Annotated in this window: 13 protein-coding genes, 1 tRNA gene and 1 other RNA gene; 12 read left to right on the top strand and 3 right to left on the bottom strand. The window is 69.0% G+C overall.

Annotated features, from left to right (window positions below; translation table 11 throughout):
* The first annotated feature begins 21 nt into the window (after window positions 1-21).
* The 8 genes from prfB (at window position 22) to ssrA (ending at window position 5,821) form a co-directional block, all read left to right on the top strand.
* The gene (gene prfB, locus G4X40_RS00865; protein WP_277829559.1) at window positions 22-1,137 is read left to right on the top strand and encodes a peptide chain release factor 2; all 1,116 of its coding nucleotides are present in this window, start codon (window positions 22-24) and stop codon (window positions 1,135-1,137) included.
* A 7-nt stretch (window positions 1,138-1,144) separates the two neighbouring features.
* Window positions 1,145-2,062 carry a mechanosensitive ion channel family protein gene (locus G4X40_RS00860; RefSeq protein ID WP_408642083.1) on the top strand — a complete coding sequence of 306 codons (918 nt, stop codon included), beginning with the start codon at window positions 1,145-1,147 and terminating at the stop codon, window positions 2,060-2,062.
* Window positions 2,059-2,526, top strand: a complete 468-nt coding sequence (locus G4X40_RS00855) for a hypothetical protein (protein WP_277829558.1) — start codon at window positions 2,059-2,061, stop codon at window positions 2,524-2,526. Before G4X40_RS00860 ends, G4X40_RS00855 begins: the two co-directional genes overlap by 4 nt.
* 55 nt (window positions 2,527-2,581) lie before the next feature.
* The gene (ftsE, locus tag G4X40_RS00850; RefSeq protein ID WP_277829557.1) at window positions 2,582-3,271 is read left to right on the top strand and encodes a cell division ATP-binding protein FtsE; all 690 of its coding nucleotides are present in this window, start codon (window positions 2,582-2,584) and stop codon (window positions 3,269-3,271) included.
* Between the two features lie 57 nt (window positions 3,272-3,328).
* Entirely contained in the window at window positions 3,329-4,231 is a 903-nt protein-coding gene (ftsX, locus tag G4X40_RS00845; RefSeq protein WP_277829556.1) for a permease-like cell division protein FtsX, read from the top strand.
* 79 nt (window positions 4,232-4,310) lie between these two features.
* The gene (gene smpB / locus G4X40_RS00840; RefSeq protein WP_277829555.1) at window positions 4,311-4,784 is read left to right on the top strand and encodes an SsrA-binding protein SmpB; all 474 of its coding nucleotides are present in this window, start codon (window positions 4,311-4,313) and stop codon (window positions 4,782-4,784) included.
* Window positions 4,781-5,344, top strand: coding sequence for a hypothetical protein (locus G4X40_RS00835; RefSeq protein ID WP_277829554.1), 564 nt, complete (start codon window positions 4,781-4,783; stop codon window positions 5,342-5,344). The genes smpB and G4X40_RS00835 overlap by 4 nt, the downstream gene beginning before the upstream one ends.
* 106 nt (window positions 5,345-5,450) lie before the next feature.
* Window positions 5,451-5,821, top strand: a transfer-messenger RNA (tmRNA) gene (gene ssrA, locus G4X40_RS00830).
* Window positions 5,822-5,873: 52 nt separating this feature from the next.
* Here the strand turns inward: ssrA and G4X40_RS00825 are convergent.
* On the bottom strand, window positions 5,874-6,542 hold the full coding sequence (locus tag G4X40_RS00825; protein ID WP_277829553.1) for a TetR/AcrR family transcriptional regulator: 669 nt from the start codon (window positions 6,540-6,542) through the stop codon (window positions 5,874-5,876).
* 216 nt (window positions 6,543-6,758) lie between these two features.
* Between G4X40_RS00825 and G4X40_RS00820 the strand changes: the two genes are divergently transcribed.
* On the top strand, window positions 6,759-8,252 hold the full coding sequence (locus tag G4X40_RS00820; protein WP_277829552.1) for an MFS transporter: 1,494 nt from the start codon (window positions 6,759-6,761) through the stop codon (window positions 8,250-8,252).
* Window positions 8,253-8,312: 60 nt separating this feature from the next.
* Here G4X40_RS00820 and G4X40_RS00815 read toward each other — a convergent pair whose 3' ends face one another.
* Both G4X40_RS00815 and G4X40_RS00810 read right to left on the bottom strand, forming a co-directional pair.
* The gene (locus tag G4X40_RS00815) at window positions 8,313-9,524 is read right to left on the bottom strand and encodes a lipase family protein (RefSeq protein ID WP_408642082.1); all 1,212 of its coding nucleotides are present in this window, start codon (window positions 9,522-9,524) and stop codon (window positions 8,313-8,315) included.
* A gap of 145 nt (window positions 9,525-9,669) precedes the next feature.
* Window positions 9,670-10,920 carry an Nramp family divalent metal transporter gene (locus G4X40_RS00810; protein ID WP_408642081.1) on the bottom strand — a complete coding sequence of 417 codons (1,251 nt, stop codon included), beginning with the start codon at window positions 10,918-10,920 and terminating at the stop codon, window positions 9,670-9,672.
* A gap of 188 nt (window positions 10,921-11,108) precedes the next feature.
* Here G4X40_RS00810 and G4X40_RS00805 point away from each other — a divergent pair, with 188 nt between their 5' ends.
* From G4X40_RS00805 to G4X40_RS00795, 3 genes are all read left to right on the top strand, one after another.
* Window positions 11,109-11,669, top strand: a complete 561-nt coding sequence (locus G4X40_RS00805; protein WP_277829550.1) for a MauE/DoxX family redox-associated membrane protein — start codon at window positions 11,109-11,111, stop codon at window positions 11,667-11,669.
* Entirely contained in the window at window positions 11,666-12,433 is a 768-nt protein-coding gene (locus G4X40_RS00800; protein ID WP_277829549.1) for a DsbA family protein, read from the top strand. Before G4X40_RS00805 ends, G4X40_RS00800 begins: the two co-directional genes overlap by 4 nt.
* A gap of 103 nt (window positions 12,434-12,536) precedes the next feature.
* A tRNA-Ala gene (locus tag G4X40_RS00795) sits at window positions 12,537-12,609 on the top strand.
* The last annotated feature ends 22 nt before the right edge of the window (window positions 12,610-12,631 follow it).

Here is a 12,631-nt window from a genome sequence, read left to right as displayed (position 1 = left end):
CGACCGGTAGCCTGGGGAACTGTGCATCCCGACGTTTCTGCAGACCTCGCCGAACTGGACACCACTTTGACCACCGTCGAGAAGGTGCTCGACGTCGACGAGTTGCGTCAGCGCATCGACGAACTCGAGCATCAGGCGTCGGATCCGGACCTGTGGAACGACCAGGACCACGCCCAGCAGGTCACCAGCGAGCTGTCCTACAAGCAGGGCGAGCTGCGCCGGGTCGAGGACCTGCGCGGCCGCCTCGAGGACCTGCCGGTGCTCTACGAGCTGGCCGAGGAGGAGTCAGGCGACGCGGCCGCCGCCGCGAAGGCCGACGCGGACACGGACCGGGCGAAGCTGCGCGAGGACATCGAGGCGATGGAGGTCCGGACGCTGCTGTCCGGCGAGTTCGACCAGCGTGACGCGCTGGTGAACATCCGCTCCGGCGCCGGTGGTGTCGACGCCGCGGACTTCGCCGAGATGCTCATGCGCATGTACATCCGCTGGGCGGAGAAGCACAAGTACACCGTGGAGGTGTACGACACGTCGTACGCCGAGGAGGCGGGCATCAAGTCCACCACCTTCGCCGTCAAGGCGCCGTACACCTACGGCACGCTCTCGGTCGAGCAGGGCACGCACCGCCTGGTGCGGATCAGCCCGTTCGACAACCAGGGCCGCCGGCAGACGTCGTTCGCCGAGGTCGAGGTGCTGCCGGTCGTCGAGACCACCGACCACATCGACGTGCCCGAGAACGAGGTCCGCGTCGACGTCTACCGCTCGTCCGGGCCGGGCGGACAGTCGGTCAACACGACCGACTCGGCGGTACGCCTGACCCACATCCCCACGGGCATCGTGGTCACCTGCCAGAACGAGAAGTCGCAGCTGCAGAACAAGGTCGCCGCGATGAAGGTGCTGCAGGCCAAGCTGCTCGAGCGCAAGCGCCAGGAGGAGAAGGCCGCGATGGAGGAGCTGGGCTCCGGCGGCAACGCCTCGTGGGGCAACCAGATGCGCTCCTACGTGCTGCACCCGTACCAGATGGTCAAGGACCTGCGCACCGAGTACGAGGTGAACAACCCGTCCGGCGTGCTCGACGGTGACATCGACGGGTTCCTCGAGGCGGGCATCCGCTGGCGCATGCAGCACGCCGAGGAGTGACCGGCCGGTGACGGTGGTTGCGGCGCTGCCGCACGTGTTCGGTCCGACCAACGACATCCAGACCTGGGCCCGCTCGAACGGGCTGCAGATCGTGCTGATCGTGATCGGGTCGATCTTGCTGACCCGCATGGTGACCTGGATCGGCTATCGGGTCACCAAGCGCATCGACGACGAGTTCAAGACCAACGACGAACTGGTCCGCACCGAGCAGGCCAAGCACCGGCACGCTGTCGCCCAGGTGATCACCTGGGTGACGATCGTGCTGATCTACACGATCGCCACGCTGATGGTGCTGGACCGGATCGGGATCCCGATCTCGTCGCTCGTCGCGCCCGCGACCGTGCTCGGTGCTGCGCTGGGCTTCGGCGCACAACGCGTCGTGCAGGACCTGCTGGCCGGCTTCTTCATCATCACCGAGCGCCAGTACGGCTTCGGTGACGTCGTGAACATCATGGCCGTCGGCGCCGGCGACCCCGCGCAGGGCACCGTCGAGGACGTCACGCTGCGGGTGACCAAGCTGCGCACCGCCGACGGCGAGGTGGTCACGATCCCCAACGGTCAGATCGTCAAGTCGATCAACCTCTCGCGCGACTGGGCCCGGTCGGTGATCGACGTGCCGGTCCCGGCCACCGCAGACGTCAACCGGGTCAACGAGTTGCTGGTACGGGTCGGCACAGACGCCTTCGAGGACACCCGGCTGCGCCCGCTGCTGCTCGACACCCCCTCGGTGATGGGCGTCGAGTCGCTGTCGATGGACGAGGTGCACGTCCGCATGGTCGCGCGCACGCTGCCCGGCAAGCAGTTCGAGGTGGGCCGCGAGTTGCGGGTGCGGATCGTCACCGCCTTCGCGCGCAGCGGCATCGCGGTCAAGGTCGAACCCGAACAGGCGACCGGCGAGTCGGTCGCCGAAGCGGTACAGCGATGAGCGACGGGACGCCCAAGACCGATGGGGCCCGCGGTGACGAGCGCCGGCGCTGGTGGCGCCGGGTGCCGCCGCGCCTGTTCGGCGGCCGGGTGCGCACCTCGACGGTGGCGTTGGTGGTGGCCTTCCTCGCCGTGCTCGAGCTGTACCTGATGGTGCGGCCCGCCCCGGTCGTGCAGCGCCCGCCGGTGAACGGGACCGCCCGGTACGTGCCCGTGGTGCCCGTGCCGACGACCGTCGAGCCTGCTCCGACCACGACCGAGTCGGCCCCGACCACCACCGAGCCGACCGCCACGACCAGCCCGACCGAAACCCCGACGGCGACCACCGAGCCGTCGCCGACGACCACACCCGCCCCGCCGCCGCTGTTCCGGCTGCCGCAGTTGTTCCCGGCCCCGCCGGAGCCGACTCCAGCACCGCAGCAGACCCCTTCGGTCGCGCCGACGACGCCGGCGACGCCGGGCTGACGCGCCGCGGACGAGCCCCGGGCGTTGCCAGGAGCCGCCGCTACACTGGCTCCCCGTGATCAGTGTCGAGAATGTCTCCAAGTCGTACAAGACATCGACCAGGCCGGCCCTGGACAAGGTGAACGTCTCGATCGACAAGGGAGAGTTCGTCTTTCTGATCGGGCCGTCCGGCTCGGGGAAGTCGACGTTCCTGCGGCTGCTGCTCAAGGAGGAGAACCCGACCAAGGGAGACATCCGGCTCGGGGACTTCCACGTCAACAGGCTCTCGGGCCGCCGCGTGCCGAAGCTGCGTCAGCGGATCGGCTGCGTGTTCCAGGACTTCCGGCTGCTGCAGCAGAAGACCGTCGCCGAGAACGTCGCCTTCGCGCTCGAGGTGATCGGCAAGCCGGCGCCGACGATCCAGAAGGTCGTCCCCGAGGTGCTGGACCTGGTCGGCCTCGGTGGCAAGGCGAACCGGCTGCCGCACGAGCTCTCCGGCGGCGAGCAGCAGCGCGTGGCGATCGCGCGCGCGTTTGTCAACAGGCCGTTGGTGCTGCTGGCCGACGAGCCGACCGGCAACCTCGACCCCGACACCAGCCAGGACATCATGCTGCTGCTCGAGCGGATCAACCGCACCGGCACCACCGTCGTGATGGCCACGCACGACCACCAGATCGTCGACTCGATGCGGCGACGCGTGGTCGAGCTCGACCTCGGCAAGGTGGTCCGCGACGAGTCGAGGGGCGTGTACGGCGTGGGCCGTTAGCCCGCAGCCCGCCCCGGCCACCGGTACGTCCCCGACCCCAGAGGATCTTCACACCCCATGCGCGCAAGTTTCATCTTCAGCGAGGTCCTCAGCGGCCTGCGCCGCAACCTGACCATGACGATCGCGATGATCCTCACCACCGCGATCTCGCTCGGCCTGTTCGGCGCGGGCCTGCTGGTGGTGCAGATGACCAACAAGACCCAGCAGATCTACCTGGACCGTGTCGAGGTCGAGGTCTTCCTCAACGACGACCTGTCGAGCAACGACCCGGGCTGCCAGCAGGCGACCTGCGAGGCGCTGCGCACCGATCTGGAGAACACTCCCGGCGTGCAGTCGGTGTCGTATGTCAACCGTGCCCAGGCCTACGAGATCTACAAGCGCAGCTTCGCCAACACCCCCGAGCTGATCAAGCTGGTGCGGCCCGAGTCGCTGCCCGCATCGTTCAAGGTCAAGCTCACCGACCCGAATCGGTTCGGGGTGATCACCGACCAGTTCGCCAACCGTCCGGGCGTGCAGAGCGTGCGCAACCAGCAGGATCTGGTGCAGCGGCTGTTCTCGGTGCTCGACGGCGTCCGGAATGCGGCGTTCGCGATCGCGATCGTGCAGGCGATCGGCGCGCTGCTGCTGATCGCCAACATGATCCAGATCGCGGCGTACACCAGACGCACGGAGGTCGGCATCATGAGACTGGTCGGCGCCTCCAGGTGGTACACGCAGCTACCGTTCCTGCTCGAGGCGATGGTCGCCGCGGTGGTCGGCTCCGTGCTGGCGATCGTCGGGTTGTTCACCGCGAAGAACGTCTTCGTCGACAACGTGCTCGGTGACGTCTACAACGCGAACATCGTCGCCAAGATCTCGAACTCCGACATCCTGCTGGTGTCTCCGTTCCTGGTGCTGATCGGCGGGGCGCTGGCCGCGGTGACGGCGTACGTCACGTTGCGCCTCTACGTGCGGCAATAATCGGTTGCCCCGGACCGTAAGGTGGGGCAGTAATCGACGACACCGGATCCGCAAGGGTCCCAGCACAAGAGGCACAGACGTGAAAGAGAAGGGCCGCAAGGTCATCGCGACCAACCGCAAGGCGCGGCACAACTACGCGATCATCGACACCTACGAGGCGGGCGTCGCGCTGGTGGGCACCGAGGTCAAGAGCCTGCGCGAGGGCAAGGCGTCGCTGGTCGACGCCTTCGCCACCGTCGACGACGGTGAGGTGTGGCTGCGTGGGCTGCACATCCCCGAGTACTCCCACGGCACGTGGACGAACCACTCGCCGCGTCGCAACCGGAAGCTGCTGCTGCACAAGCGGGAGATCCAGACGCTGATCGGCAAGACCCACGAGGGCAGCCTGACGCTGGTCCCGCTGTCGATGTACTTCTCCGAGGGCAAGGTCAAGGTCGAGCTCGCGCTGGCAAAGGGCAAGCAGGCGTACGACAAGCGGCAGGACATCGCGCGCCGGACCGCGGAACGCGAGGTCACCCGGGAGCTGGGCCGGCGGATCAAGGGGATGCGTTGACCCGACCCGCGCCCGATGCGCAGGCGCCGGCCGCGGCCGCCGCCACCGACGCGGTGCAGCGCGGGTGGCGGTGGCTCACCTCGTCGGAGGTCACGCCGGGTGAGGCCGCGGGCCGCATCTCCGCCTACGTCTACGGCAACATCCTCATCCTGGCCGCGCTGGTCCCGCTGACACTGTCCAAGAGTGACACCGCCGGCATCCTCATCGTGGTGGGGACCAGCTTCTCGACCTTCCTCGCGCACCTGTTCGCGGAGAGCGTCGGCGACCAGGTGCGCGGCAGCCCGGAGCCGCTGTCGCGGCTGCTGCGCGACTCGTTGCCGATCTTGACGTCCGCCGTGATCCCCGTGCTGGTGCTGGTGACGGTCTGGCAGGGCTGGCTGACCCCACGGCTGGGCCACCTCCTCGCGGAGCTCTACCTGGTGGTCAGGCTCGCCGGGATCCCGGTGGTGATCACCCGGCTGCGCGGCACCCGACCGACCGGCGCCACCCTGTTCGGTGGTCTGGGACTGGTCGTGGTCGCGCTGGTGATCGTCGTGCTGAAGGTGGCCTTCGCGCACTGAAACGGGCACGGCGCCGGGGGCCTGATCGTGTGCCCGGAAAACCGGGATGACTCTGTCGGGGGAAAGCGTTACAGTTGGTGGCCCGGTGAGAGACACCGGGGCGTACGGGGCTGAACGGTTTCGACTGCGTACGTTGAGTCAGGGGAAGCGTGTCGGTGCAGGCAAGAGACCACCGTAAGCGTCGTTGCAACCAATTAAGCGCCGATTCCAATCAGCGCGACTACGCTCTCGCTGCCTAAGTAGCGAAGCGTGTCTGTCAGTCCGATCTCGCCCTCGGGTCGGGTACTGGCATCAGCTAGAGGGCTTCACCGTCCGGCCCGGTCGCGGAGTCGTACGGGACAACCAACAGCGACTGGGATCGTCATCTCGGCTGGTTCGCGAGACCGGGAGATCCAAGTAGAGACATAGCGAACTGCACACGGAGAAGCCCTGGTGACGCGGCGGAGGACCCGGGTTCGATTCCCGGCAGCTCCACGGACGAAGGCCCCGGACCGACACGGTCCGGGGCCTTCGTGCTGCGCATGTGCGGTCAGCGGCGGCGGCCGGCGCAGTGCTGCTTGGCCTGCATGATCTGGTTCTCGGTCAGCGCCGGAACCGGCAGCGGGCACCGCGGCAGGTCGTCGCTGCGCAGCCCGTCGAGCATCACCGCCAGATAGCGTCGCCACACCTCGGCATTGACCGGGCGGGCGAAGTCGGCGATGGCCTCGATCATCCGGATCAGCGCGAAGAAGTCCGAGACCTCGGCCTCGGCCCGCAGCGTGCCCGCGTCCCGCGCGCGGACCAGGATCTGCTCGATCACCGGTGTGATCCGCTCACGGGTGCAGCTGATCCGCTGCAGGTCCGTCATCCGGTCGGTGATGACATCGCCCAGTCCGCGGTTGACCGCCATCGTCAGGCACGAGTACTCGAGGAAGGCCACCAGCGCATGCCAGGGATCGGGGTCGGCGAGGCACTCGCGGGCCTTGGTCTCCATCTCCTCGAGCGTGCGCTCGAACAGCGCGTCGACCAGCTCCTGCTTGTTGGCGAACCGCCGGTAGACGGTCCCGACGCCGACGCCGGCCTGCCGGGCCACGTCGTCGAGGGTGACGTCCAGGCCCTCGGCGGCGAAGAGGTCGGCGGCGGCGTCGAGGATCCGCTGACGATTGCGTTCGGCGTCCGCGCGGAGCGGGCGCCCGGTGACGGTACTCACGGTGTCCATGATGCCTGGTATCCGGAAGGTCTCGGTGGAAACGTCGCTGTCGTCGAAGGTCGCGGCCGAATCTCCCGGTCGAAAAATAAGTGGAGACATTGCCTCCGGTTCGGTGTACGGTGTTGCAAGTGGAGGTTCTTCCTCCGCTTCACTCTCACCCAGACTACCCGTCCCTCCGGCCACGGAGTCTCCCGATGGCCACCCCGATCCCGGTGAGGATTTCCCATGACAACGACAACAGTCGACCGGACCGCGACCCCGCCTGGTCGCACGGGCAACCACCACCGTCTGCGCTGGTTCTCGCTCGGCGTGCTGGGTCTGGCCCAGCTGATGGTGGTGCTCGACGCCACCATCGTGAACATCGCGCTGCCGGCCGCGCAGCACTCGCTCGCGTTCTCCGACGGTGACCGCCAATGGGTGGTCACCGCCTATGCGCTGGCCTTCGGCAGCCTGTTGCTGCTCGGCGGCCGGCTCTCCGACCTGTTCGGCCGGCGCACCACATTCATGATCGGACTGGTCGGCTTCGCGGTGATGTCCGCCGTGGGCGGCGCGGCCGGCAGCTTCGGCATGCTCGTCGCCGCGCGCGCCGGGCAGGGAGCATTCGCCGCGCTGCTCGCGCCGTCGGCGCTGTCGCTGCTCGCCGTCACCTTCACCCGTGCCGACGAAAGGGCCAAGGCGTTCGGCATCTTCGGTGCGATCGCCGGCGGCGGCGGTGCGCTGGGACTGCTGCTCGGCGGCATGCTCACCGAGTGGGCGTCGTGGCGCTGGTGCCTGTACGTCAACCTGGCGTTCGCGCTGCTTGCCCTGATCGGCGCCTATTACCTGCTCGACCGCACGCCGTCGGAACATCGTCCGCGACTGGACATTCCGGGAACCCTCGCGGTGTCGGCGGCGCTGTTCTCGGTCGTCTACGGCTTCTCGCACGCCGAATCGAGCGGATGGGGCAACGCGGTCACGGTCGCGTTCCTGGCTGCCGGTGTGGTGCTGCTCGGGGTGTTCGCCTGGCTGCAGCGGCGCGTCGAGCACCCGTTGCTGCCGCTGCGGATCATCCTCGACCGCACCCGCGGCGGGGCCTACCTCTCGGTGTTCCTCACCGGCTCGGGCATGTTCGCGGTGTTCCTGTTCCTGACGTTCTACCTGCAGACCGTGCTGGGATACACCCCGATCGTCACCGGATTGGCCTTCCTGCCGATGGTCGCCGGGATGATGGTCGCGGCGACGTCGTCGACCGCGGTGTTCCTGCCGCGCATCGGGCCGCGCGTGCTGATGACGGCGGGCATGGTGGTGGCCGCGCTGGGCATGCTGATGCTGACCCGGATCGGGCTGGACAGCACCTACGCCGTGCACATCCTGCCGGGTCTGGTCGTGACCGGGACCGGCATGGGCATGGTCTTCGCGCCGAGCATGCAGAGCGCGATCACCGGTGTGCGGCCGGAGGATTCGGGCGTGGCGTCCGCGACGGTCAACACCATGCAGCAGGTCGGCGGGTCGATCGGCACGGCGCTGCTGAGCACGATCGCCGCGACCGCGATGAGCGACTTCATGGTGGGGCGCGCGCCGACGCCGCACACGGCGGCGCTCGCGGCCGTGCACAGCTACACGACCACGTTCTGGTGGGCCGCAGGAATTTTCGCGGTCGGCGCGGTCGTCGCGGCGGTGCTGGTGCGGCCCGGGCTGCTGCCGGACGCGCCGGAGGGGGCGGTGGCGGCCGCGCACTGACGCGGACGCTGCGGCGGCCGGTCCCGACACGGGGCCGGCCGCCGTCGCTGCGGGTCGGGCTCAGCAGTTGGACGGCGGTGCCGCGCCGTCGAACCGGCCCTCCATGTAGGCGATCGCCTGCGGCAAGCCGATCACCCCGGCCGGGCCGTGGTCGAGCCCGGGCAGTCGCGCGTAGTCGACCCGGTCACCCGCCCGGCACCAGTGCGCGACGGTGCGGTCGACGGCGCCGACCGGGACGAGCACGTCGGCTCCGCCCTGCCAGACGAAGGTCGGGGCGGTGGGCGCGCCGGGGTAGTACTCGAGGCTGTTCTCGGCCAGGACCGCGCGGGCCGACGGGCTCATCAGCGGGTCGGTGGTGGTGGAGAGTTGCTGCGCGTCCTTGTTCGCGCCCACGTCGATGATCTGCTGGGTGCACATGTTGGCCATCTCGTTGCGCAACGCGACGCCCTGCGGGTTGAGCTGGCTGCTCAGCGGCACCTGCTGCGGGTAGGCCCGCTCGAGTCCGATCGCGGCGGCGAAGCCGAGGCCGAACAGCGGGTGCGGGGCGACGCCGAGTCCGCGGGCCATGTCGATCATGTTCGCGGGGATCCCGCCGGCCGCGACCCCGGCGATGCGCAGGTCCGGGGCGTAGGTCGGCGCCAGCGCGTCGGCCCAGGCGGTGGCCATCGCCCCGCCGGAGTACCCGGCCAGCCCGATGGGACTGCCGCCGAGACCGGCCTGCGGCAGCGCCTCGGCCGCGCGGATCCCGTCGAGCACGATCTGCCCGCCGAGTCGCGCGGCGCCGTACTCGCTCTCCGGCCCGAGGTGATCGGGCACGGCGACCGCCCAGCCGCGCAGCAGCATCGCGGTCAGCGCCGGCGCCTCCTGGACTGTGCCGCGGAGCAACTCGTGCGAGGGAGCGCACTCGAGGCCCAGCGAGTTGATCATCGCCTGGTAGGACATCAGCGGCCGGTGCGCGGCGGGCATCAACGGCACCATCAGGGTGGTCATCGCCGCGATCGGTGCGCCCTGGGAGTTGCTGGAGCGGAACAGGATCTGCCACCCGTTGGCCGGTCCGTAGCGGCCCACGTCGACCTGCCGCACGCGCAGGATGTCGCCGTTGTGGTGGGCGGCGAGATCGGGCGGGGCCGAGTAGAACGGATCGGGATCGGGCGCCGGGAGTATCGGGGTGGCCGCGTCGGCCGGCGGGGGACCGCTCACGGTCGAGAGCATCATCGCGAGTGCCGTCGCGACGGCGAACAGAAGTGGTAAACGCCTGATCCTGGTTCTCATCGGTGTCGATCCCCGTCGCTGTTGGACTGATCCGTGCGCGATCGATAAACCCGCCATCGAAAAACCGGAGTGCTGAACTCTCCCCTGATGCGTTCTGCCTTTCCATTGGTAGACCCGTGGCACCGTCTGCGTCAACGGTGCCTGGTCAGCCGCCGGTGATCGTCAACCAGATCAGTGCGGCGTTGAGCAGCACGATCACCGCCGTGGTCGCCCACACCGCGAGCGTGGCGGTCGGGCTGTTGCGCTGCGCGCCCATCAGGGCGGACGACGAGGTCATCCGGGCGAGCGGGACAAGCGCGAACGGGATGCAGAAGCTGAGCACGACCTGGCTCACGACCAGCGCGAGGGTCGGGTCGACGCCGATCCCGAGCACGATCAGCGCGGGGATCAGCGTCAGGGTCCGACGGGCGAGCATCGGGATCCGGGCGCGCAGCAGGCCGTGCATGATCTCGGCGCCGGCCGCGCAACCGACGGCGGTCGAGGCCAGCCCGGACGCCAGCAGTCCGACCGCGAAGACGACACCCACCGCCGGCCCCAGCGTCGCCGAGATCGCCGAGTGCGCCCCGGCGATCGTGTCGGTGCCCTGATGGCCGCGCAGTGCCGCGCCGGCCAGCACCAGCATCGCGATGTTGACGGTGCCCGCGACGGCGAGCGCGGCGACGACATCCCACTTGGTGGCGCGCAGCAGCCGGCGCAGGGCGGGCTCGGTGGAGGGGGAGCCGTGCCGGTCGCGGGTCAGCGCCGAGTGCAGGTAGATCGCGTGCGGCATCACGGTCGCGCCGAGCATGCTGGCCGCCAGCAGCACGGTCTCGCGGCCGGCGAAGCGGGGCACCAGCCCGCCGAGCACGCCGGTGGTGGACACGTGGGTGAAGGCGAGTCCGCTGACGAACCCGAGCGTGATGACCGCCAGCAGGCCGATGACAACGAACTCGAACTGTCGCTGACCGCGGCGGTTCTGCACCGACAGCAGCACCATGGAGACCGCGCCGGTGATCAGGCCGCCGACCACCAGCGGTACCCCGAACAGCAGGTTCAGTGCGATGGCTCCACCGATCACCTCGGCGAGATCCGTTGCTGCGGCGGCGATCTCGGCCTGGGTCCAGAATGCGATCCGACCGGGCTCGCCCAGTCGTTCGCCGAGCAGTTCCGGCAGTGAGCGACCGGTGACCAGCGCGAGCTTCGCGGACAGATACTGCACCAGCACCGCCATGGCGTTGGCCATCACCAGCACCCAGATCAGCAGATAGCCGTACTTCGCTCCGGCGGTGACGTTGGCCGCGACGTTGCCCGGGTCCACGTAGGCGATCGCGGCGACGAAGGCCGGACCGAGCAGTGTCGCCAGGCGCGCGCGGTCGGCGGCCCGGCGCGGTCGGCGAACGGTCTGTGAGGTGGTCACCGCTGCCTTTCGGTCTGATGTGGTGCCGATGGCGCGGCGTGGTGGGGTGGCTCTGCGGTTTGCCTGGCCTCAGACCAGAGTTCGGTTAACCGAACTCTGTGATTCGACCATAACGCTGCCGTCAAGTCGGGGAGGCGGACGGGCCTGGTAGCGGCGGTTCTGCACGGTTCGCCGGTATCCTCGACCCGGTGTGGATCCGGATTGTGAGCGTGCTGGCCCGGCTCGGGCTGGCCGCGGTGTGGCTGACGTCGGGGTGGATCAAGGCGACCGACCCCAACACGACCGAGCTCGCGGTGCGGGCGTATCAGATCCTGCCCGAGTCGCTGGTGCATCCGGTCGCGCTCGGGCTGCCCGCGCTCGAGCTCGCACTGGGCCTGCTGTTGCTGATCGGCCTGGGCACCCGGGTGGCCGCGACGATCTCGGGCGTGGTGCTGCTCGGACTGATCGCGGCGATCGCGTCGTCCTGGGCGCGGGGCCTGTCGATCGACTGCGGCTGCTTCGGCGGCGGCGGCGCGGTCGCCGGGGTCGACGGCTGGGACTACGCCTCCGAGATTGCCCGTGACCTCGGTTTCTTTGCGCTCGCGGTGTGGCTGATGTTCTTCCCGCACGCCCCGTGGTCGCTCGGGCCGCGCTCGCGCCCGCGGGTTCTCGCGACGGACGATCCGGAGGTCGGGGGCTCGGCGGATCCGCAGGCTTTGGCACACTCTGCAGAGCTCGACCCCATCGCTGACGAAGGACGTGAGAATTGAGCGCCAACCAGCCCGGCAAGAAGCCGCCGAAGAAGGTCAAGGCCGCCAAGTACAACCCGCAACCGCAGTCCAGCACCACCACCTACGTTCTCGGTGGACTGGCGATCGTCGTGATCGCGGCGGTGGTGATCGGGCTGGTCGTCTGGCAGGGCAACAAGAACAAGACCCAGAACGCCGGCTACGGCACGGTCCGTAACGCGGCCGTGCAGGTCATGGACCACGGGGTCATCCGGGTCGGCAAGGTCGACGCGAAGACGACGATCGACGCCTACGAGGACTTCATGTGCCCCGCATGTGCGCAGTTCGAGCGGATCTACGGCCAGGCCGTGGCGGAGGCGGTGGACACCGGTCAGATCGCGGTGCGCTACCACATGCTCAACTTCCTCAACTCGCATTCGGCGAGCAAGGACTACTCCGACCGGGCCGCCGGAGCGGCGATCTGCGTCGCCGACACCGGTGACGGTCCCGCCTACTCGAAGTTCCGCACCATGCTGTTCGAGCCGGGCACGCAACCGGAGGAGGGCGGCAGCACCGACCTGAGCAACGCGCAGCTGGCGGACATCGCCAAGAACGCCGGGGCGTCGCCGCAGGCGGTCGAGTGCGTCTCCTCGGGCGCCAAGGTCGACATGGCCCGGCAGTCGGCGGAGTTCGGCATCAACGAGCTGCAGCAGAAGATAGGCACGGTCGGTACGCCGACGATCCTGCACAACGACCAGAAGGTCGACGTCAGCGATCCGAACTGGCTTTCCTCGCTGACCAAGTAGCCGCCACCGGTGCCCGCACCGCCGATTTGGTCGGCGGTGCGGGCATGGTGTAACTTCGTTCCCGCAACGCAAGGCGGTCCGCGAGGCCGCCACAATTGAACACGGGGCTATGGCGCAGCTGGTAGCGCACCACACTGGCAGTGTGGGGGTCAGGGGTTCGAGTCCCCTTAGCTCCACCGACAACGAGGCGATCCCATC

Source organism: Speluncibacter jeojiensis (genome assembly GCF_029589495.1).
Lineage (GTDB): Bacteria > Actinomycetota > Actinomycetes > Mycobacteriales > Mycobacteriaceae > Speluncibacter > Speluncibacter jeojiensis.
This window is presented reverse-complemented; position numbering and strand designations above follow the sequence as displayed.

What these genes read in the sequence shown, in the direction of transcription:
- G4X40_RS00855 (WP_277829558.1), top strand. Translation starts at nt 2,059, where the DNA reads ATGAGCGACGGGACGCCCAAGACCGATGGGGCCCGCGGTGACGAGCGC.
- ftsX (WP_277829556.1), top strand. Translation starts at nt 3,329, where the DNA reads ATGCGCGCAAGTTTCATCTTCAGCGAGGTCCTCAGCGGCCTGCGCCGC.
- G4X40_RS00825 (WP_277829553.1), bottom strand. Translation starts at nt 6,542, where the DNA reads ATGGACACCGTGAGTACCGTCACCGGGCGCCCGCTCCGCGCGGACGCC.
- G4X40_RS00820 (WP_277829552.1), top strand. Translation starts at nt 6,759, where the DNA reads ATGACAACGACAACAGTCGACCGGACCGCGACCCCGCCTGGTCGCACG.
- G4X40_RS00815 (WP_408642082.1), bottom strand. Translation starts at nt 9,524, where the DNA reads ATGAGAACCAGGATCAGGCGTTTACCACTTCTGTTCGCCGTCGCGACG.